Below are 21,628 nucleotides of genomic sequence, written 5' to 3' on the forward strand. Positions count from 1 at the left end.
GGTTTTAAACGGGTAACTCCTACTCCTAGCATTGATGTTAAGAAAATCCGTAAAAACTTACACATGAGCCAAAAAGATTTTTCACAGTATTTTGGCTTTAACCTCAAAACATTACGTGATTGGGAGCAACACCGTAGAGAACCAAGTGGCGCAGCTAAAAACTTACTAAAAATTATTGAGTTGGAGCCTAAAGTGGTTCAAAGGGTATTATCCACAAACTAAGGACATCATTTGATTTTTGCGTCAGGGCGCAAATTTCGGAGCACTAGACCAGGATGTGCGTATCCTTGATTATCATGATTGAGGAGAAAAAAATGTTACCCACTAATCGAACACCTGCCACTCCGGGAGAAATGCTTTTAGAAAAGTTTATTAAGCCAATGAACTTAACGCAGAAAAACTTTGCTTCTCATTTAGGTTGGCCTTATACCAAGCTCAATGAAATTGTCCATGGCAAACGAGGAATCACGCCTGAATCTGCTTTAGACTTAGCAGATGCTTTAAATATGGAACCTGAATTTTGGCTTAATCTACAAAGAGATTGGGATTTTTGGCATGCGAAACAAAAACATAAAGTAAAAAAAACTGCCTGAAAATATGGAAGCAGTTGAAGTAGGATCAAAGTCTTCAGGGACCAGTTCTAAGCTTACTATTGCATCTTGAACGTCTCTTGGCAAATGAGTACTCAGATAAGCCAATTGATGATTAGCTGGCCTCATATCAAATGTACTGATTTTTTCATCAAGAAATCCATATCGCAAGCCTGTAAAATTAATTCCAAGCACTTTCGCTACATCTAACATGCGCTCTAAATGCCGTTTTTTATCATCTATCATAACAATATGTGCTGGAAATTTTGGACATTGTGTTATAAATTGTTGCCACACTTTTATTTTTCCCATTACAAAAAATAATTCCTTTTTCATAAGATGGGTTATTAACATTAATACAGTTTCTAGAAAAATCAATCCCAATAGCCTCCATCTGACGAATAGTAGATTGTTTAATAGCTATGTCGCGTGCCGTTAGTGCAAATACAGGAATCCCAATGTCTTGTAATGCTTTAATGATCTTAACTATTCCTGGTTCCACTGCCTTAGTGCGAACATGCACTTGAACGGCACCATAAATCAAGAGAGCTAATCTCGTAGCTTCCCTTTGATCGAGAAAGACCTTCATTGCATAATCAACTAAGTTAGTAAACCATTGATCACTACCTACTTCCAGAACTGATTCCATAACCGTATTATCTAAATCAAGAACAAGCCAAGTATCGTAGCTAATATTTTTTAAAGCAGTTTTAATCGTTAGGGTTTCCTTGATCTCTTGTTCACTTTGTTTGTATGGCTTTGAGAAAAATGGATATAATCCTAGAGGAAATGCTGATTTTTTAAAATCAGCTCTAATTAATAACTCAATACGCTCTAGCAGTTCGATCGTTTCTTCATAAGCCTCCGATACTCCTGTGATTAGCTCCGTTTGCTGAGACGTTTGCGAGGAGAGTGATAAAAATTTTCTTGCTTCTAGCAATGCGCCTTTAAATTCTGACAAAGTTCCCCAACAACCTTGTTCATAAAATTCTCGACCAAAATTACGCCGGATTTTATTTTCAACTTTTGTTGTATCGCTTAAAACAATACCATCAAGATTCCTCAACGAAGCAACCCAGAAACTCTGGGTATTCGCCCCTCGTTTTCCAGAAAGACTTTGAATAGGTAATTGTACTAACATATTTAATAAAGAATGATCGCACCCCTCATTTTTTCGTAAATCAGCGCATGCTCCTCACGTGTTTCATGAATGGCTGTTACTAAGGGGTTTTCAACATAAATTTCAAATTTATTTTCAATTAAGCAAGTAATGATGTCTTGATAAGTTTGGTCTCTAAACAGTTTTCCAACGAACTTTTGTAAAAATCATATTCTAAACCAGTAAAAGGTTTTCCTACTTCTAGAAAAAAACGCTGTTCATCTTTTATGACAAGAATATCTTGAATTCCTGCTGGTGGCGCAATAGTCGTAGGTCCTACACGGTTTGATTTAACGCATCCCCAAATAATTTGATTACCTTGACGATAATAAGGTAAAACACCACAGCGCATAGTTGGGTAAGGATATAGCCCATTTTCACCTTTTTCTAAAAGTATAGGCGGATATTCACTGATATCATTTAGTTCGACTATTTTTGGCATGTGTGACCTTCCTATTCTTGAGGCTAAGTTTTTAGAAAGCAACATCCTTATCAAAAGCACTCTTTCAATGCTTATTCGGTTTATTAAACATTACTTTTTTAGGATAAAGTTTTTATGGATAAAATAGTCCACCAACCCCTATATCTTTATGCTTGATTAATACATCGATAAAATACGGAGCGACTTACCTTCATCGTGTCACAAATTTTTTTCACTGACATTTTACCTGCTTGGCGCAATGCCATTGTGGCTTCTGCTTTATCATCTGTCAATGTCTTTGGTCTACCTCCTTTTCGACCTTGCTGTTTCGCTGAGTCAAGTCCAGCTTTTACTCGTTCACAAATTAATTCACGCTCCATTTCAGAAAACGCGGCGCATATGTTGAATAACAGCATTCCCATATGTGTTGATGTATCTAAATTATTTTCTAATGATACAAATTCAATGCCTTTTTCTTTAAATTGATTAATCAGATCGACCAATCTCATCATGCGACGTCCAAGTCTATCTAATCGAACAACACAAAGCGTATCGCCTTTTCTTAATTTTTCCATCAAGGCTTTTAATTGTGGTCTATCATCTTTTGCTCCTGAAATTTTTTCTTGAAAAATGTCATCACAACCTGCTGCACTAGTGTCCGGGGAATTTGGTTCATGGCCGAGTGTCCACTCATTATAGCCTCGCCCTTTAAGCTGAATAGGACTGCTATCGAGCTTACGCACTACTTTGTGGACCTCTTTTCGTTTTTGCTTCGGGAGTAAGCTCATCAGCTGTTCGGCTAACCATAAGAAACACTCTGATGGCCGGCGGGCATTCGCATCACTCAGTGTAGAGCGACTCACAGAACTACAAGAGAGCCGGCTTTGTAGTGTTTTTTGACTATTAAACGCAATCTCAAGATCACGTAAACTTTTTACATCATGCAATTGAGCATAGAGAAGAATCAATAAGTGATCATAGGTCTTCAATGATTTACTGTAATAGTCCGAATCAAATCGTTTAACACCTTCTTCTAATAAATTTCTCGTAATAGGTGTTAATAATGCTTCAAATGTTGTAAATTCTTTCATCGTCCTTGTTCTTTATGAATGACTAGTTCAGCCGCTATTTTAGCGGATTAACAAGGACGTGCCCCTTTTTTTCTTCTTTTTTTTTAAATGTCCCTTTTTTAAACTAATTCCCCGGACACTAGTGCGTTTTCACGGGAATGACCTAAAAATAATTGAAAAGGTGTTTAACAATCACACAAAAAATGAGAGGATTACTCAGCGCGCAGGCGGGAAAGACAAGTCATGGAACAAAGTCTGGAAAGAAAATTTGCATATCCCGTGAACACTTACCCATACATTCAGTCTGAGGAGGCGCAAAGCCTTGTGGGATGAGACAGCTGCTTTGCATTCTCCTCAGACCGAACGGTGCAAAAATTCCTGTATCACTTTGCCAGGCTCTTTAGCTCTTGTAATAGATCGCCCTATTACTAAAAAATCGCTTCCCAGTTGAGCTGCCCGTTCTGGTGTCACTACCCTTGCCTGATCGTCTTTTGCATCACCAGACAGTCTTATTCCCGGGGTCACTGTCAAAAAAGATTGACCACACGCTTTTTTAATTAATGGCGCTTCCAATGCAGAACAGACCACACCATCTAATCCTGCTTTATGAGCAAGCATTGCCAGTTTTCTAACCTGGTTTTCCATTGAGCTGTTTAAGCCAATCGCGGGGAAAGCATCTTCTGTCATACTGGTTAATACAGTGACCGCAATTAGCAGCGGACGGTTGTTACCATAAGGTTCCAGGGCTTTTTTTGCAGCCTCCATCATTGCCAAACCACCCAGTGCGTGGACATTAATCATCCAGACCCCAAGTTCAGCGCAAGCACAACAAGCGTGGGCAACAGTATTAGGAATGTCATGAAACTTTAAATCAAGAAAGATTTTAAATCCTTTTTTTATTAGGCAGCGAACCCAATCCACTCCAAATAAAGTAAACATTTCACTGCCAATTTTTAACGCACATTGATTAGGATTTAATTGATCAACTAAAACCAAAGCCTCGTTTTGATTAGAAAAATCAAGGGCGACAATAAGTTTTAAACTCACTTACACTTCTGCCAATTCAGCTACAAGAGAAGTTTTAACCGCATTAGCAACTCGCTGTTGCTCCTCCAGACTCATATAAGGATGCATAGGTAAACTTACTACGTGCTGACTTGCCCGTTCAGCATGAGGAAAATCACCCGATTGATAACCAAAATTTTTCAAGGCTTGCTGTTGATGCATCGCGACCGGATAATGAACTGCTGTAGGAATCCCTTGTGATTGCATGTTTTTCTGAAATTCATCACGGTTGGGAACTTCTATAGTATATTGGGCATAGACACTCGTGTTACCTGGCTTAATCATGGGCGTTTTTACCAAGTCGGCCAGCAAGGTTTCATAGCGCTGCGCAACCCGTTGACGCATAATAATTTCATCGGGAAATAATTTCATCTTTTCAAGTAAAATAGCCGCTTGAATAGTATCCATACGACCATTAATACCAATTCGACCATGGCAATATCTTGCATTTTGTCCATGAATTCGTATTTCAATCAATCGTTCTGCCAATATATCATCATCAGTAAAACAGGCACCCGAATCACCATATCCGCCTAAAGGCTTTGAAGGGAAAAAACTCGTACATCCTATCGTTGACAAAGCACCAGAATAAATCCCATTATAAGTGGCTCCAAAACTTTGAGCCGCATCTTCAATAACAGGCAAACCATATTGTTTTGCAATGTAATTAATTGCCTGCATATCGGCACATTGACCATAAAGGCTAACAGGCATAATAGCCCTGGTTTTCGATGTTATCGCTGCTTCAATTTTTGTAGCATCGATATTATAGGTAACAGGATCAATATCCACAAAAACCGGTTTGGCTTGACATAGCGCAATAACTTCAGCAGTCGCAAAAAAACTAAAAGGACTGGTAATTACTTCATCACCAGGCCCAATATCCAAAGCCAAAAGTGCCATCAATAAAGCATCTGTACCACTTGAATTGACTATAGCGTGCCTTACGCCTAAAAACTCAGCCAATTGACGTTCCAGGCGAGTAATTTCCGGACCCATAATATATTGACCGTGCTCCAAAACTGTCTGGATCCCACGTAAAATATCTGTTTCAATTAATTTATATTGTTTCTTAAGATCAATAAATTGCATAATTTTCTCAATAATTAATAGCGCTCTATTTCGCAGCCTGATTTATAACAGGAATCGCACGGCAAAATCATTACTTATCTTACCTAATCGCCTTCTAGTCCATGAACGGGCTTCATTCTACCCCACTGTTTACAACTTGGGCAATGCCAATGCAAATGTTTACCGCCAAAACCACAATGACCGCAGCGATAAATGGGCTTATTATCTAAAAACTTGGACGTGATATCATATAACATTTGCAATTTATCGCGAACTCTTTACCGTGTGCTGTTTCAAGATGCCAGCAAATTAAACGATTTAATCCTCGTATAGATGGGTGCGTGCTGAGCTTTTCGGAAACAAAATCAATAGCAATATCCATATCTTTTTCGCGACGTAAAAATTCTGCTATAACAAAAATAATTGACGCACGAGGATGCTCTGCCAAAATTTGTTGTAAATATTCAATACAGGCTTCCATTTCATTTAGTTCACGATAGCAGACAACCAACGGATCAATAATTTCACCAAGAAAATCAGGATCTTGTTGAGGAACACGTTTTAAAGAGCGAATCGCCTGCTTATAACGCCCATATTGCATATCTAACGATGCCTGCATAAGACTGGCGCGCACTGACATTTTATCAACGAAGAGCGCTTGTTTGGCAGCGTATTGTGCTTTATCCAGAGCATTATTTTTCAAAGCCTGGCTTGCAATTTCACAGTAGTAGTGTGCAGCTTGAATGTGCATGCTTTGGCCAATGGACAATTCCAGTTTTTTAATCACATCCAATGCTTTTTCCCAGGCTTTCTCTTGCTGATAAATGGCAAGTAAACCATGTAAACTGGAAGCTTCGCGACTGCCGCCAAGCTCCACTACTTCAAGAAAGATTCGCTCGGCTCTGTCAAATACTCCGGCACTCATATAATCCTGTCCCAAAGCCATCAACGCCTCCTTACGTTCCTGTGGACTTAATTGGGGGCGTGCTATTAAATTCTGATGTATCCTTATTGCTCTGTCCACCTCGCCACGACGACGAAAAAGAGAACCTAAAGCCAAATGAGTTTCTACTGTTTCGCTATCCACTTCCAGCAGTTTGATAAACACATCGACTGCTTTATCAGGCTGTTCATTTAATAAGTAATTTAGTCCTACAACATATTCACGAGACAAACGATTATCAAAGCGTGTTTCTTTAGCAGAATAATTACGGCTTGCAACCCACCAACCTGACCAAGCCGCAGCAGGTAACAATAAAGGCCATAAATTAATCATTAAAGCTCTCCATTATTCAGCTTAAATCCAAATATTGCTATTAACGAGGGCGTACGCACTGCCATTTATCTGTAGTCACACTATCTATTCAACTAAATTTATAGCGCAGTGCTGTCAATATACTAATCTTTCAATTACAGTTCTGGCTTCATTTGTTGACAGCCATCATAACATCTAATTTTTGCTTGCAGTATAAATAATAAAATTTATCGACACGAGTATAAATTTTGAATTAACCAAGGTCAATTCCAAGATAGATCAGCTTCAAGTATTTCATACTCGCCAATAGAGTTCATTTACCGCGAAGTAAGCAGTAAATACATCCAAACTAACCAATCCCGGATTGATTAATGTTGATCTTTTAAAGGAATAGCCCTTAAATTTTTTATTTCTTTTTCTGTTAATTTTAATTGACTCTTAATTTTTAAATAAGCCACTTTAAGACGCCAATATCGATATAAAAATAACAAAAAACCTAATAGCAGCCCGATCCCGAGCATAATAGTCATTAATACTGATATAGGCATGGTAATGGTTTTAAAATAAAGATTAACCTCTACCGAAGAAGCATTCAGCGCAGCAAAACTTACTCCCAGCAATATTAATAACAAATAAAACAACATCATTAATAGGCGCATAGATTCACCTTTGATCTGTATATATCCAATATAATAGCCTAGTTGCAGGATTGATTAAATCGATAATCCTTCTTGGGGCTATTACCACCCTGTACTCTCAATCCGGGCGAGAGATTCTTAATAATTCTTTAATCTTAAGCTGACGTTATTGTGTGAACACTTACAATTTTTTTACCTATTCTCAAAAAAAAAGCGTAGTTAAACTACGCTTTTTTCATCAAGAAAGACTTATTCGCTCTCTTTATTTGCCATTTTTTCTTTTAATAAATCACCTAACGTTGTTGAAGCAACCTCTCCGCTACGTGAATATTTTTTAATAGCTTCTGCCTGATCATGAGCATCTTTCGCTTTAATTGAAAGCGCTATTGTACGATTTTTCTTATCAATATTGATAATTTTCGCTTCGATTTCATCGCCTTCCTTAAAGAGAGCAGAGGCATCGTCCACTCTGTCTTCAGACAATTCATTAGCTCGAATTGTACCGATCACTTCGGGAGCCAGATCAACAGTCACTGCTTTGGCGTCTACAGCAGATACTTTACCTTTGACAATAGAACCTTTTGTATGCTCTTCAACATAAGTGGTAAAAGAATCTCCTTCCAATTGTTTCAAACCTAAGGAAATCCGCTCCCGCTCAGCATCAATGGCAAGAATCACCGCTTCCATTTCCTGACCTTTCTTAAATTGCTTGACTGCTTCTTCACCAGGAATATTCCAGGAAATATCGGATAAGTGAACCAAACCATCAATTTCACCGTCCAATCCAATGAAGATCCCAAAATCAGTAATGGAACGGATTTTACCGTGAACTTTTTGACCTTTACTATGTGTTTGGGCAAATTGATGCCATGGATTACCAACGCATTGTTTCATACCTAATGATATACGGCGTCGCTCTTCATCGATTTCAAGAACCATAACATCGACCAAATCACCCATTGACACCACTTTACTTGGATGCACATTCTTGTTAGTCCAGTCCATTTCAGACATATGAACCAACCCTTCAACACCCTCTTCAATTTCAACAAAACAACCATAATCAGTGATATTAGTCACTTTACCTTGCAGTTTTTTACCGACTGGATAACGCTCAACCAAATCAACCCAAGGATCGTTTCCTAATTGCTTCATTCCCAATGAAACGCGGTTACGCTCACTGTCAAAACTTAAAACCTTCACTCTTACATCCTGTCCAACTGTCAATAGTTCGCTGGGATGTTTGACACGTTTCCAGGAGATATCGGTAATATGCAGTAAACCATCAATTCCACCCAAATCAATAAACGCACCATAATCGGTAAGGTTCTTAACAATACCATTGAGGATTTGACCATCATGTAATGACTCAAGAAGAGCTTGCCGGTCGGCACTACTTTCTTCTTCTACAACTGCACGGCGTGAAACAACAATGTTGTTACGTTTCAGATCCATTTTAATAACTTTAAACTCAAGTTCTTTTCCTTCAAGATAAGAAGGATCACGAACTGGTCTGACATCAACCAAAGAACCAGGTAAAAACGCACGAATGGTGCCAATTTCCACAGTGAAGCCACCTTTGACTTTTCCGGAAATTAAACCTGTTACAGTATCATTGTTTTCATGGCACTTGGATAATTTACGCCAGGCTTCCTGACGTTTCGCTTTTTCTCTTGATAGAAGTGTTTCGCCATAGCCATCTTCAACGGAGTCCAGGGCAACTTCAACCGTATCACCCAAATGGACTTCCAACTCGCCATTTTTATCCTGGAACTCTTCAACAGCAACGATACCTTCTGATTTTAAACCCGCATTCAAGGTTACAAAATCATCATCAATACCAATAACTTTTGCGGTAATAATTGCCCCAGGATAAAACTGGGCACCAATGATACTTTGTTCAAACAATTCTTTGAAACTTTCAGACATGTTAATAAACTCTTTAGTAAAAAAATGGAAGTCAGGCTCCCCCCAGCTTCCCCCTGTAGCCGTTTCATTTGCCAATCAAAACCGAGAAGTTCATCATTGAATAATGTTCAGGCCCACATTTAACTATGAAACAAGCGCTCATTTGTTAATTTTAATACATTATTGAACACCTGCACAACAGTTAAACCAGTTGTGTCGATTAAAACCGCGTCCGCTGCAGGTTTTAATGGCGCGTGCAAACGCGTGGAATCTCTTGCATCACGTTTAACCAATTCATCAACAACCTCCGCGAGGCTAACATCAATTCCTCTTTCTTTCAACTGAAAATAACGACGAGAGGCTCTTTCTTCTACTGTAGCATCCAAATAAATCTTTAAAATTGCGTCAGGGAACACAACTGTTCCCATGTCGCGACCGTCTGTCACTAACCCGGGGGGCATCGCAAAAGCCCTCTGTCGAGCCAGTAACGCCTCTCTGATTTGAGGCACTACTGCAATTTTAGAAGCATCCTGACCACATTGCTCCGATCTTATTTCATTAAAAACATCAATTCCTTCCAGAATAACCTGACTTTTTTGATGGGGATCAGTTTCAAAACGTAAATTCAAGGCATGAGCCAGTTCAACCATACTCAAAGTGTCATTAAAATGGAGCCCTTTTTTTTTCGCTGCATAAGCAAGAACACGATATAAACAACCACTATCGAGTACATGCCAGTCTAAATGATTGGCCAACATATGACACAAGGTTCCCTTTCCAGTGCCACTTGGCCCATCAAGGGTAATAACGGGTATCTCTTTATCTGACCTCATCCTATATTTCCTTTATAGCCAATTTAATTGTATTGGCTGTTTTTACAAAAGCCGGAAATGACGTTGCAATATTCGCACAATTTTTTATTGTAACCGGATTTTTAGCCACCGCTCCTGCAATAGCAAATGCCATGGCAATACGATGATCATTGAAACTATTGACTTCACCACCCTGTAATCTGCCGCCGATAATAGATAACCCATCTTCAAAAGCTTGAGCTTCTATACCTAAACGTTGTAAACCTTCCACCATAGCGCCTATCCGATCACTTTCTTTACAACGTAATTCCTTAGCACCATGTAGTAATGTTTGCCCCCTGGCACAAGCTGCTGCTACAAAAATAATCGGGAATTCATCAATGGCCAATGGTACAAGAGAGGCCGGGATATCAATTCCTTCCAACGGTGCATATTTCACCCATAGATCGGCAACTGGTTCTTCGCCATAAAACCGTTGGTTAATGCAATTTATATTAGCACCCATACTGGTTAAAATCTGAATAATACCGATACGAGTCGGATTGATGCCAACATTGCGAATCAGCAGTTCTGAATCAGGAATAAGCGTTGCGGCTACCATAAAAAAAGCAGCAGAAGAGATATCGCCGGGAACAATAACCTCTGTACCCAGACATTCACTTTCCGAATTTATTATAATCGTTTTTTCAGCGTTCTGAACAGGATAGGAGAATGTAGTGAGCATTTTTTCCGTATGATCGCGAGTAAAGCTTCGTTCAATTATTTTTGTTTCCCCTTGAGCATAAAGACCAGCTAGCAAGAGGCAGGATTTAACCTGCGCGCTTGCCTCTGGTATTTCATAACTGATGCCATGCAGTAAATGTCCGCCATGAATGGTTAAAGGGGCATGTCCGTCTGTTGTTATTATCTCAGCGCCCATTTTCATCAGCGGACGACTAATACGTTCCATCGGCCTTTGCTGCAGACTTTCATCGCCAAGAAGTGTGCTGTCAAATGCCTGCGCTGCGAGTAAACCCGCCAGCAAGCGCATACTGGTACCCGAATTACCACAATCGATAGCATCCGATGGACGCCTTAAACCATATTTACCTACTCCATGAATAACAACCCGCTGAGCGACAGGTCCTTCTATAACAACCCCCATGGACTGAAAAGCCTTTAGTGTGGCGAGACAATCCTGACTATCTAAAAAACCATTGATTGTTGTAGTTCCCTTTGCAATGGCACCGAAAATAACAGATCTGTGGGAAATAGATTTATCACCCGGAACGACTATATCTCCCTCTACAGCTTTTACCGGGCTGCTTATAAGACTCAGCAGCCCCATTATCTGTGTTTCCTGGCAAAATCATTCATAAATTCAACCAAATGCTCAACACCCTCCAAGGGCATGGCATTGTACATACTCGCGCGTAAACCACCCACAGTACGATGCCCTTTTAGTGCAAGCAGTCCTCTTGCCTTCGCCTCCTCAAGAAACACTTCCTCTAGCATGGGATCATCCAGAGAGAAACAAATATTGACTAACGAACGTGCTTCTTTAGCCACTCTGCAATGATAAAAATCAGAAGAATCGATACATGCGTATATTTTTTCTGCCTTTTTACAATTTATTTTGTAAAGTGCGTCTACTCCTCCCTGCTCTTTCACCCAACGAAACATTTTTGCAGCGAGATAGCAATTAAAAGTAGGTAAAGTAGCATAGGTTGAACGAGTTGAACTATAAGTTCGATAATCCAGCATGGTGGGAATATTTTCATTGGTAATTGTGTTTAATAATGCATCGCTAACAATAACCAGAGTCAGTCCGGCATTGGCAATATTTTTTTGCGCGCCGGCAAAAATTAAACCATAATCGCTTACATTAAGTGGCTCACTTAACAGACAGGAAGTCATGTCTGCAATAAGGGGGACATTGGAAACACCAGGTATTTTTGTAAAATGAACACCATTGACCGTTTCATTCGGCGTGAAATAGAAATAGCGCGTGTTGTCCTTAATTTGCCATTCTCGTTTAGGGGGAATATGGGTAAAACCTGTTTTCTCACCGTTAGCTACGCAATAAGCGTTTTTTAGTTTATATGCCTCTTCATAAGCGAGATAGGACCAAAGTCCTGTGACCAAATAACCAGCCTGTTCTTTTGCATCAAGAAAATTCAAGGGAATCATGGCAAACTGCATCCGTGCAGCGCCGCTTAAAAATAAAATATGATAATTATCAGGTATGTTTAAAATCTCTCTGAGATCGCTCTCTGCCTGCTCCATTAACTGGGTAAATGCCGGCGTACGATGACCAATTTCCATCACTGACATGCCCATATCCTGCCAATTTAAAAGCTCTTCTTGCGTTTCCCGCAAAATGGATTCGGGCAGCATAGAAGGACCGGCACCAAAATTGTACCCTCTATTCATCATCTGTTTCTTCAATGACGTTTTCATCACTATCCACACTATCCTCTGCAATGTCTTCTATACGCTGCATACCCACTACATGTTCGCCAGAACTGACATTAATAAGACGTACACCTTGAGTATTGCGGCCAATAATGGATAACTCATCCACTTTGAAACGAACTAATGTTCCCTTATCGGTAATCAGCATTGCTTCATCGGTATCTGCAACCTGAAGTGCACGAACTACTTTTCCATTCCGTTCATTAACCTGAATTGAAATAACCCCCTGTCCTCCACGTCCTGAAACACGGTATTCCTCCACATGAGTACGTTTACCGTATCCATTTTCAGTTGCTGTTAAAATGGTGCCGTGTGATTGAGCCACCACTAAAGAAATCACGGATTGATTTTCACTCAAACGAATACCTCGCACGCCACGAGCAGTACGTCCCATCGGTCTGACCAAATTTTCATCAAATCGAATCACTTTCCCCGCATCGGTAAAAAGCATGATATCTTTTGAGCCATCAGTAATATCAACACCCACCAGCCGATCATCGTCATTCAGGTCAACCGCAATAATTCCAGTGGAACGCGGGCGACTAAACGCTTCTAAAGGCACTTTCTTCACTGTACCCTTTCGGGTGGCCATAAATACAAAATAACCTTCCTGATAGTCACGAACAGGCAACATGGCATTGATTGACTCATCGGCTGCAAGAGGCAGGATATTAACAATCGGTTTGCCACGAGAAATCCGGCTGGCCAAAGGTAACTGGTAAGCTTTAAGCCAATACAGCTTGCCATGATTAGAGAAGCACAACAAAGTATCGTGAGTGCTTGCAATAATCAACCGTTCTATAAAATCCTCATCTTTTACATTCGTGGCTGACTTGCCTTTTCCACCACGGCGTTGAGCCTGATAAGCAGAAACAGGTTGATACTTCACATACCCCTGATGTGATAGAGTCACCACTACATTTTCTTCAGTAATTAAATCCTCTATCGTCAAATCTTCCTGTGAAGCGGTAATTTCCGTGCGGCGCGCATCGCCGAACTGTGACTTGACTTCGATCAACTCTTCACGGATAACTTCCATCAAACGCTCAGGAGAAGCAAGGATAGTCAGTAATTCTTTAATAACACCTAACAGCTCTTCAAACTCAGAAATAATTTTATCCTGTTCAAGTGCTGTTAAACGATGCAATCTTAATTCCAGAATAGCTTGTGCCTGATTAGGTGATAAGCGATAACCTGCCGCGACTAAACCAAACTCTTCTGACAAATCATCCGGGCGACAAGCGCTGCTACCTGCATTTTTCAGCATGGCTTCCACCATGCCTGCCTGCCATAAGCGTCCCAGCAACGCTTCTTTAGCGTCCTGTGGTGTAGGCGATTTTTTGATGAGATCAATCATTTCATCAATATTAGCCAGGGCAATACCCAAACCTTCCAAAAGGTGAGCGCGATTGCGGGCCTTTTTCAATTCAAAAATAGTGCGACGCGTGACTACTTCACGTCGGTGTTTAATAAAACATTCAAGGATTTCTTTTAAGTTGAGCGTGCGTGGCTGACCATCAACCAAAGCCACCATATTAATGCCAAACACGTTCTGCATTTGCGTATGTGCATATAAATTGTTAAGAACCACTTCTGCAACTTCACCACGCTTCAGCTCAATAACAACACGCATGCCTTGTTTATCCGATTCATCTCTTAAACCCGATATACCTTCCAATCGCTTTTCACGAACAAGCTCCGCTATCTTTTCCACTAAACGCGCTTTATTAACCTGATAAGGCAATTCGTTAATAATAATAGCCTGACGTCCTGAATGACTATCGGTTTCTATCTCTGTACGCGCCCGAATAGAAATTCGACCACGACCTGTACGATAGGCTTGAATGATACCCGCCCGACCATTAATAATAGCCGCAGTAGGAAAGTCAGGGCCGGGAATATACGTCATTAAATCATCAATGGTTAAACCCGGATCGGCAACAAGAGCAAGACAGGCGTTAATAACCTCACCAAGATTGTGAGGCGGGATATTGGTTGCCATACCCACTGCGATCCCTGATGAACCATTGACCAATAAGTTGGGAACACGAGAAGGTAAAACAACCGGAGCAAATTCTGTCTCATCATAGTTTGGACTAAAATCAACCGTTTCTTTTTCAAGATCAGCTAATAAAGCATGCGCCACTTTTGACATTCTGATTTCGGTATATCGCATTGCCGCGGCAAAATCACCGTCCACCGAACCGAAATTACCCTGTCCGTCAACCAGCATATAACGCATGGAAAAAGGCTGCGCCATACGAACTATCGTATCATAAACCGCTACATCACCGTGCGGATGGTATTTACCGATTACATCCCCTACCACACGGGCTGATTTTTTATAGGGCTTATTCCAATCGTTATTCAATTCACTCATCGCGAAAAGCACACGCCGATGAACGGGTTTTAAACCATCACGCACATCGGGTAAAGCACGCCCAACAATAACGCTCATAGCGTAATCCAGATAGGACTGCTTTAATTCGTCTTCAATAGTAACCGGTATGACTTCTTTGGCTAAATAAACCATAATAGGACGCACCCTTATGCAATGCGGTCAGTTGCCTGGTCGGTTATCTTGAATTAAACACCTTCTTGCTCTCCATTACGATGCTCGTAAGGCGCTTTAATACAGACGAACGACTAACAAAAGACTTTAATGAAAATTAAGTTAGAGGATACCACAGAGACCACTTTAATTGAATCTTATCAGGCTAAACTAAATATTCATCAGACTGTGCCAAACCATCCTGAGCTATCTGGATTTATTATATAAGGTGATTTTAACCTTAAAAATTACTACAGCTCAGGATAAATCCCTGGAGTGTCTGAATTCTATCAAAATAGCTACATACCATTTATATTATATTGTCCAAAAATTTCCTCTTCGTATGATAAACCTGCTGCTAAATTTACAGCAAAAGTCGAAAATTCTGGCGACATGGAAGAATCAAAGCTTACAGGCTCGTTACTTTCTAACGCCTGTACATAATGCTCTATAGAGATATTAAACGTTGTATGGGACAAAAAATCCCTATTAACACGAATTGCCGACAAAAGTCGGCGATTCGGTACTCTTTGAATTTTTTGTCCAGAACAAAGGGTATTAAAATCATCTAATCTCGGTTAGACAGAGAATTTTGTCTCTTTTAATAACTTAATGATTAAAAAAATCAAATCTGCCAAGCCTCATTTTTTATTCAATATTTTCAATTAATCATACTACCCATATCCATATCTAACGTTAAAATAGTAAATTGCGCCTCTACTCAATCAGTTATCTCATCATCTTCTATAAAAAAACTGGAAATAAGTTTGACTACAGTGATAAATTGACTGGATGAAGGCATTTTTATATAGTGCTGCACACTGATGCAAGTGAAAGGCTGTCAAGCCAAATAACATGAGGAGATTTAATGACAACGAAATTTGCACGGCTTAGTATAGAAGGCCATGAACCTATTGACTTACCTATCTACAGTCCGACACTTGGCAGTGATGTTATAGACATTAATAAACTGGGTGAAAAGGATATGTTTACCTATGATCCGGGTTTTGTTTCTACCGCTTCTTGTGAATCCAAAATTACTTTTATCGACGGCGATGCTGGCGTATTGCTGTATAGAGGATATCCCATTGAACAGTTAGCTGAAAAAAAGGATTTTTTAGATGTCAGCTACTTATTGCTAAATGGCGAACTACCCGATAAAAAAGAAAAGCAGGATTTTGTCAGCCTGATTAATAACCATACCATGGTACATCAGCAGATGTATAACTTTTTAAATGGTTTTCGTCGTGATGCCCATCCTATGGCGATTATGGTGGGTATTGTGGGCGCCTTGTCAGCGTTCTATCATGATTCAATGGATCTGACTAACCAGCAGGATCGGTATATTTCTGCCATTCGTCTAATTGCCAAAATGCCTACCTTAGCGGCAATGAGTTATAAATATTCAATTGGCCAACCTTACATGTATCCGCTCAATAAAATGTCCTATGCAGAAAATTTTCTCCATATGATGTTCGGGGTTCCTTCTGAAGAAATTGTTCCCAATCCTGTAATTGTTGATGCAATGGATACTATCTTCACTCTACACGCTGATCACGAACAGAATGCATCAACCTCAACAGTACGTCTTGCTGGCTCCACGGGCGCAAACCCTTTCGCCTGTATTTCTGCCGGTATCGGTGCTTTGTGGGGACCTGCACATGGGGGAGCTAACGAAGCTTGCCTTAATATGCTAAAAGAAATTGGTGATATCAAGCACATTAATCATTACATCAAACGTGCCAAAGACAAAGACGATTCTTTCCGTTTGATGGGCTTTGGTCATCGTGTTTACAAAAGCTATGATCCGCGAGCAAAAGTAATGCGAGAAACTTGCTACAAAGTATTAAATGCTGTTGGAGCACATGATGAACCTTTATTTAAACTGGCAATGGAGCTGGAAAGAATTGCCTTGGAAGATGATTATTTTATAGAAAAAAAGCTCTATCCTAACGTTGATTTTTACTCAGGCATTACGTTAAGTGCGATCGGTATTCCTACCAATATGTATACCGTCATTTTTGCTTTAGCCAGAACAGTAGGATGGATGTCTCACTGGATGGAAATGGTGGCTGGTAAATCCAAAATTGGCAGACCTCGCCAGCTTTACACCGGTGAAAAACAAAGGGATGTCCCTTGATTTAACTGGAGAACCACTTGCATTTATGAGTGACCGGTGAGCTTTAAGTTTTACTTGACACCCAAAAGGCCACGGTACGTGACATCATTAAAAGTCAATAAAACTTAAGCTAATTGGAGTTGCCTGTCTGAGCAGGCAACAGATTTTTGTAAGGACCTGGACTTTTGCTATAAAAATAAACACCTTAAGTTAACCTTGTTGTATGGACGCTTACTACGTTTTGCGGAGACAGAAACATGGAGCAGCTTTTTGATGTCGCTGTTATTGGTGGTGGGATCAATGGCTGTGGTGTTGCAGCCGATGCCGCTTTACGTGGTTTATCTGTTATTCTTTTAGAAAAAGATGACCTGGCTTCAAAAACGTCTTCTGCTAGCAGTAAATTGATTCACGGTGGCTTACGATATCTCGAATATTATGATTTTGCCCTGGTAAAAAAAGCCTTGGACGAACGGCAACTCTTATTGAATATTGCCCCTCATTTAGTCCATCCATTAGTTTTCGCGTTACCTTATCAACCTGACATGCGTCCGGCCTGGATATTACGGACAGGTCTGTTTGTTTATGATCATTTAAATCGTCAAAATAAACTTCCCCATAGCAAGTCAATACATCGCAATAAACAAACTAATTATTTTGCTCCTTTAAAAGAAGATTTCACTAAAGGTTTTTTATTTTATGATTGTGCGACTGACGATGCTCGTTTAACAATCGCAAATGCATTGCAAGCAAAAGAACATGGCGCGTCTATTCATACAAGGACAGCATTACAACATGTCATGGTTATGGATAATATCTGGCACCTCTCTGTTAAAACAAAAAGAGAACAAGAACAACTTGTTAAAGCAAGATCGCTAATTAATGCGGCCGGTCCGTGGGTTGAATCGATTAATAAGTTATCAGGGCTTCCCAATAGGTGCGCTCTGTCATTGATAAAAGGCAGTCACATTGTTGTTCACAAACTCTACGAAGGAGATCATGCCTATCTTTTACAAAATGAAGACAAACGAATTGTATTTATTGTCCCCTACCATAATCATACCATGATAGGCACAACTGATGTCCTTTTTCACGATTCACCGGATGAGGTGCACATTTCCTATGAAGAAATTGCCTATTTATGCAAGGTTGTTAACACGTATCTTAAATATCCTCTGGAGAAAAATCATATCATCAGCAGCTGGAGTGGAGTCAGACCTTTACTTGCTGCTGAAGGGCTAGAACCTAAAGCATTAAGTCGTGATTATCTTCACGCCTATACTCAGATTCCCGCGCCTGCCGTAACAATATACGGTGGCAAAATCACAACTTACCGTCAGTCCTCGTTAGAAGCAGTCAATCAATTAAAACCTCTTTTTCCTCATCTTAATCAATCGCGGACAAATTCAATACCTTTACCTGGTGCAACCCTTGATGATTGTTCTTATGAAAAATACCTGCAACACGCGCGGGAGAAATATTTTTGGCTCGATGAAGAATTAAAAGAACGCTATCTTGCCAATTATGGAACACGTACTGAATTATTATTAGCGGATTGCAATCAAATGTCTGATTTAGGTTATGATTTTGGCCATGGCTTATATCAAATTGAAGTAGATTATTTAGTGCGAGAAGAATGGGCTACTCATTGTGATGATATTTTATGGCGTCGCACTAAATTGGGTTTAAATTTTAACCCGCAAAATAAACAAAGATTAGCTGATTATTTACTTAATTCCATGTAAGTTTTCCATTCCATGTAAGATTTCCCTTGAATTTATTCCAAATTTTCGCTTTGTGCCGGACGAAAGCAGGAAATCGTTTGCAAAAACAAAATATTCTCCTTCATTATCTCTTAATATTTATGATTTATAATGAACTTATATATATATGTTTTTTGAGAATTCTTATGAGTATTAATATGACTGTAAATGCAAAAGCTTTAATAAAAGAAGCGATGGATGATCTGGTAAAATTTAAAGATGATGACATTAGTTTTTATTGTAACGATGCTTTTAACATTATGGAGAGAACTATTGCAGATGAAGAGATCTCTTCAAAAAAAGAGTTAGCTTCAATGATTGCTAGCTTAGATAAAGCATTTCCTAATATTTCTAATGATATAAAGAGCAAAAATAAGCAATATGAATTGCGCAAAAAAGGTAACGATGAGAGAGAAACACAATATCGCAGAAACGAAAATAAAATTTATGAACTAGAACAGCAATTAAATAGAATAAATTTAAAAATAATACCCTCAGAACAGCCAGGAATATGGTCTACTTTTTTAGCAGACAGAAATCCAGGTTTTTTTAAGCGTATTTTTTTCTTTTTTTTACCCCGTCAATCGATATTGGAAGCCCAAAATAAATATGACCGTTATGAAGAGCTTAAGCAAAATTTGACTGCGCGATTAACCCTGGAAAATATGATTACGTTATTAAATGAGGAAAATGCATCATTTTCTCATGAAATAGTTTTATATAGGCAAGAAGAAAAAAATCTAAAACCAAAAAAGGAAATTGAACAATTAATGACGGGAAAAGAAGAGTTTCAATTAATTGCTCAAAAATTAAAAGAAGCTTATCAAATATTATTTGACCACAATTTGCAATTTCCTATGGATAACACTGATAACAATAACGACTTGCAATTTCCTATGGATAATGATGATGATAATGACGATTTACAACGTCCTGCAGTAAGATTCAAATAATACACCATCCCTTACAAATAGATAAACCACAGGAGAGATTTATTTTTAAGAGTCTCCTTTATCAATTTGAACACGTATTTCACTAACATCAAGATTCTTCACCTGCCGCACTAAATCCTTAAGCAGGGACTCTTGTATTAAACCCGTTTCAGAATAAACAAGAATCCCTTGCTTAAAAATCATCAAGTGAGGTATTGAATGAATAAACAAACTCTCAGCTAACTCTGCTTCTCTCTCAATGTTAACTTGAACAAATTTTAAAGAAGGATTTTCTTCTGCAACTCGCTCATAAACGTCAGTAAACTGTTTACAAAGGTCACACCGCTCAGCCCAAAAATTAATAAATACAATCTCATTATTTTTAAGACAAGCCTCAAACTGAGCGGCTTTTATTGCTGGACTCACGCGCTTTCCTTAATTAGTAAGGCAAGATAAAATCGTCTTAAAAATACTTTCTACACTACCAATTCCGCTAACCTGATGAAATTGAGGCGCTTGACTGTCAAAGGTGTTAGCCCATTGTTGGTAATATCTTATCAATGGTTCCGTTTGCTGGTGATAAACAGCCAGGCGTTGTTTAATTGTTTCTTCTTTATCATCATCTCGTTGAATTAACGATTCACCCGTTACATCATCAATACCTTCTTTTTCAGGCGGATGAAATTTGACATGGTACACACGGCCTGAGGCTACATGTACTCGCCGTCCACTTATTCGACTGATAATTTCACTATCGGGTACTGCAATTTCAACCACATGATCCAGTTTGACATTAGCCTCTTTCAACGCGTCAGCCTGAGGAATTGTACGGGGGAAACCATCAAACAAAAAACCATTACGACAATCATCTTGTTGCAAACGTTCTTTTACCAAAGCAATAATAATTTCATCTGAAACAAGTTCGCCTGCATCCATGACTTTCTTTGCACTTTTACCCAACTCGGTTCCAGCAGCAATTGCGGAGCGTAGCATATCACCAGTGGAGATCTGTGGTATTTTAAAATAATCAATTAATTTAAGCGCCTGCGTGCCTTTACCCGCTCCAGGACCGCCTAATAACATTAATCGCATTGCTTCACTCCTATTATTTATCTATCAAGTCAAAAATTTTATTAAGACCACCAAGTTTCTTAATTAAAAATTTCTTAACTTAACAAATACTGTAGTTATACCATGATTAATCAGTAAGATCTTCTGCATTGATTTAATTGAGCCTGAAAGATCTGCGAACGTGCCTTCACCTTACGAGCTACTTGAATTAACCAGGGCTTTTGTAAATAGGTTTTACGTTGGTAACCACCTATCCCTTCATGATAAGCTAAATATAAACGGTAAGCATCATCGCGAGAAATACCTGCCCGACGATTGGCTTGATTCGCATACCAGCCAATAAAATCTACCGCATCAGAAAAAACATCGCGTGCAGCCCAAATACCACCGCCCCCTTCGTCTCGTTTATATTGTCTCCAGGTGCTATGCAGCGCCTGAGTATAACCATAAGCAGTAGACGGCCTTTTCCAGGGAATAATCCAAAGTAATTTGGTACGAGGCGGTTTTGCTCGTCCATCAAATTTTGATTCCTGATGAATAATTGCCATTTGGACAGACACTGGAATTCGCCAACGTTGTTCAACATCTTTGGCGTCCCGATACCATTTAGGGTATTGATTAAAAATGTGACAAATATGATTGACGTCAGAAGGTGGCCGACTCACACAGGATACCAGTAAAAAAGAAAAAATAGAGAGTATAAGCACTTTTAAGTTCATTTTATTCTTCTTTATTACATTGGAAAAATTAGT

Annotated in this window: 18 protein-coding genes and 2 pseudogenes; 5 read left to right on the forward strand and 15 right to left on the reverse strand. The window is 39.3% G+C overall.

Translation table 11 applies throughout. The features are described from left to right. A partial coding sequence (locus T345_RS14930; protein WP_211249726.1) for a helix-turn-helix domain-containing protein occupies positions 1-222 on the forward strand: 222 nt, incomplete at its 5' end. A 74-nt stretch (positions 223-296) separates the two neighbouring features. Beyond that, entirely contained in the window at positions 297-593 is a 297-nt protein-coding gene (locus T345_RS0100505) for a HigA family addiction module antitoxin (RefSeq protein ID WP_242604540.1), read from the forward strand. On the opposite strand, the pseudogene T345_RS14430 reads toward T345_RS0100505, so the two are convergent. From T345_RS14430 to gyrA, 12 genes and pseudogenes are all read right to left on the reverse strand, one after another. Further along, a pseudogene (locus T345_RS14430) lies at positions 531-1,731 on the reverse strand (DUF2608 domain-containing protein). The gene T345_RS0100505 and the pseudogene T345_RS14430 overlap by 63 nt on opposite strands. 118 nt (positions 1,732-1,849) lie before the next feature. Beyond that, complete coding sequence (locus T345_RS0100515) at positions 1,850-2,191, reverse strand: hypothetical protein (RefSeq protein ID WP_028387606.1); 342 nt, start codon at positions 2,189-2,191, stop codon at positions 1,850-1,852. Between the two features lie 146 nt (positions 2,192-2,337). Continuing rightward, complete coding sequence (locus tag T345_RS14690; RefSeq protein ID WP_084273696.1) at positions 2,338-3,261, reverse strand: recombinase family protein; 924 nt, start codon at positions 3,259-3,261, stop codon at positions 2,338-2,340. A 333-nt stretch (positions 3,262-3,594) separates the two neighbouring features. Next, complete coding sequence (gene pyrF / locus T345_RS0100525) at positions 3,595-4,287, reverse strand: orotidine-5'-phosphate decarboxylase (RefSeq protein WP_028387607.1); 693 nt, start codon at positions 4,285-4,287, stop codon at positions 3,595-3,597. Continuing rightward, positions 4,288-5,397, reverse strand: a complete 1,110-nt coding sequence (locus T345_RS0100530; RefSeq protein ID WP_028387608.1) for a DegT/DnrJ/EryC1/StrS family aminotransferase — start codon at positions 5,395-5,397, stop codon at positions 4,288-4,290. An 83-nt stretch (positions 5,398-5,480) separates the two neighbouring features. Further along, positions 5,481-6,652, reverse strand: a pseudogene (lapB, locus tag T345_RS13165) (lipopolysaccharide assembly protein LapB). A gap of 347 nt (positions 6,653-6,999) precedes the next feature. Next, positions 7,000-7,290: a lipopolysaccharide assembly protein LapA domain-containing protein gene (locus tag T345_RS0100540; RefSeq protein ID WP_028387609.1), complete on the reverse strand. Its 291-nt coding sequence runs from the start codon at positions 7,288-7,290 to the stop codon at positions 7,000-7,002. 228 nt (positions 7,291-7,518) lie between these two features. Further along, entirely contained in the window at positions 7,519-9,198 is a 1,680-nt protein-coding gene (rpsA, locus tag T345_RS0100545; protein ID WP_028387610.1) for a 30S ribosomal protein S1, read from the reverse strand. A gap of 119 nt (positions 9,199-9,317) precedes the next feature. Next, positions 9,318-10,010: a (d)CMP kinase gene (gene cmk / locus T345_RS0100550; RefSeq protein ID WP_028387611.1), complete on the reverse strand. Its 693-nt coding sequence runs from the start codon at positions 10,008-10,010 to the stop codon at positions 9,318-9,320. 1 nt (position 10,011) lies between these two features. Further along, a complete protein-coding gene (gene aroA, locus T345_RS0100555; RefSeq protein WP_035917849.1) occupies positions 10,012-11,316 on the reverse strand; it encodes a 3-phosphoshikimate 1-carboxyvinyltransferase in 1,305 nt (434 codons plus the stop codon). Then, on the reverse strand, positions 11,316-12,404 hold the full coding sequence (gene serC / locus T345_RS0100560) for a 3-phosphoserine/phosphohydroxythreonine transaminase (protein ID WP_028387613.1): 1,089 nt from the start codon (positions 12,402-12,404) through the stop codon (positions 11,316-11,318). The genes aroA and serC overlap by 1 nt, the downstream gene beginning before the upstream one ends. Beyond that, positions 12,394-14,976, reverse strand: coding sequence for a DNA gyrase subunit A (gene gyrA / locus T345_RS0100565; protein WP_028387614.1), 2,583 nt, complete (start codon positions 14,974-14,976; stop codon positions 12,394-12,396). Before gyrA ends, serC begins: the two co-directional genes overlap by 11 nt. A gap of 886 nt (positions 14,977-15,862) precedes the next feature. On the opposite strand from gyrA, the gene gltA reads away from it, so the two are divergent. The 3 genes from gltA (at position 15,863) to T345_RS0100585 (ending at position 19,826) form a co-directional block, all read left to right on the forward strand. Beyond that, a complete protein-coding gene (gene gltA, locus T345_RS0100575) occupies positions 15,863-17,134 on the forward strand; it encodes a citrate synthase (RefSeq protein WP_028387616.1) in 1,272 nt (423 codons plus the stop codon). A gap of 236 nt (positions 17,135-17,370) precedes the next feature. Beyond that, complete coding sequence (glpD, locus tag T345_RS0100580; RefSeq protein WP_028387617.1) at positions 17,371-18,855, forward strand: glycerol-3-phosphate dehydrogenase; 1,485 nt, start codon at positions 17,371-17,373, stop codon at positions 18,853-18,855. Positions 18,856-19,031: 176 nt separating this feature from the next. Then, positions 19,032-19,826: a hypothetical protein gene (locus tag T345_RS0100585; RefSeq protein ID WP_131777687.1), complete on the forward strand. Its 795-nt coding sequence runs from the start codon at positions 19,032-19,034 to the stop codon at positions 19,824-19,826. Between the two features lie 45 nt (positions 19,827-19,871). Here T345_RS0100585 and T345_RS0100590 read toward each other — a convergent pair whose 3' ends face one another. From T345_RS0100590 to T345_RS0100600, 3 genes are all read right to left on the reverse strand, one after another. Beyond that, positions 19,872-20,231, reverse strand: a complete 360-nt coding sequence (locus tag T345_RS0100590; RefSeq protein WP_028387619.1) for a thioredoxin family protein — start codon at positions 20,229-20,231, stop codon at positions 19,872-19,874. A 9-nt stretch (positions 20,232-20,240) separates the two neighbouring features. Continuing rightward, a complete protein-coding gene (gene adk, locus T345_RS0100595; protein WP_028387620.1) occupies positions 20,241-20,897 on the reverse strand; it encodes an adenylate kinase in 657 nt (218 codons plus the stop codon). Positions 20,898-21,007: 110 nt separating this feature from the next. Then, positions 21,008-21,595, reverse strand: coding sequence for a transglycosylase SLT domain-containing protein (locus tag T345_RS0100600; protein WP_028387621.1), 588 nt, complete (start codon positions 21,593-21,595; stop codon positions 21,008-21,010). Between the last annotated feature and the right edge of the window lie 33 nt (positions 21,596-21,628).

This window comes from Legionella fairfieldensis ATCC 49588 (assembly GCF_000621525.1).
Classification (GTDB): domain Bacteria; phylum Pseudomonadota; class Gammaproteobacteria; order Legionellales; family Legionellaceae; genus Tatlockia; species Tatlockia fairfieldensis.

Coding starts and splice junctions, on each gene's coding strand:
- T345_RS14690 (WP_084273696.1), bottom strand. CDS start 3,261: ATGAAAGAATTTACAACATTTGAAGCATTATTAACACCTATTACGAGA.
- T345_RS0100515 (WP_028387606.1), bottom strand. CDS start 2,191: ATGCCAAAAATAGTCGAACTAAATGATATCAGTGAATATCCGCCTATA.
- rpsA (WP_028387610.1), bottom strand. CDS start 9,198: ATGTCTGAAAGTTTCAAAGAATTGTTTGAACAAAGTATCATTGGTGCC.
- aroA (WP_035917849.1), bottom strand. CDS start 11,316: ATGGGGCTGCTGAGTCTTATAAGCAGCCCGGTAAAAGCTGTAGAGGGA.
- glpD (WP_028387617.1), top strand. CDS start 17,371: ATGGAGCAGCTTTTTGATGTCGCTGTTATTGGTGGTGGGATCAATGGC.
- T345_RS0100585 (WP_131777687.1), top strand. CDS start 19,032: ATGACTGTAAATGCAAAAGCTTTAATAAAAGAAGCGATGGATGATCTG.
- T345_RS0100505 (WP_242604540.1), top strand. CDS start 297: ATGATTGAGGAGAAAAAAATGTTACCCACTAATCGAACACCTGCCACT.
- serC (WP_028387613.1), bottom strand. CDS start 12,404: ATGATGAATAGAGGGTACAATTTTGGTGCCGGTCCTTCTATGCTGCCC.
- cmk (WP_028387611.1), bottom strand. CDS start 10,010: ATGAGGTCAGATAAAGAGATACCCGTTATTACCCTTGATGGGCCAAGT.
- gyrA (WP_028387614.1), bottom strand. CDS start 14,976: ATGGTTTATTTAGCCAAAGAAGTCATACCGGTTACTATTGAAGACGAA.
- gltA (WP_028387616.1), top strand. CDS start 15,863: ATGACAACGAAATTTGCACGGCTTAGTATAGAAGGCCATGAACCTATT.
- T345_RS0100530 (WP_028387608.1), bottom strand. CDS start 5,397: ATGCAATTTATTGATCTTAAGAAACAATATAAATTAATTGAAACAGAT.
- T345_RS0100540 (WP_028387609.1), bottom strand. CDS start 7,290: ATGCGCCTATTAATGATGTTGTTTTATTTGTTATTAATATTGCTGGGA.
- adk (WP_028387620.1), bottom strand. CDS start 20,897: ATGCGATTAATGTTATTAGGCGGTCCTGGAGCGGGTAAAGGCACGCAG.
- T345_RS0100600 (WP_028387621.1), bottom strand. CDS start 21,595: ATGAACTTAAAAGTGCTTATACTCTCTATTTTTTCTTTTTTACTGGTA.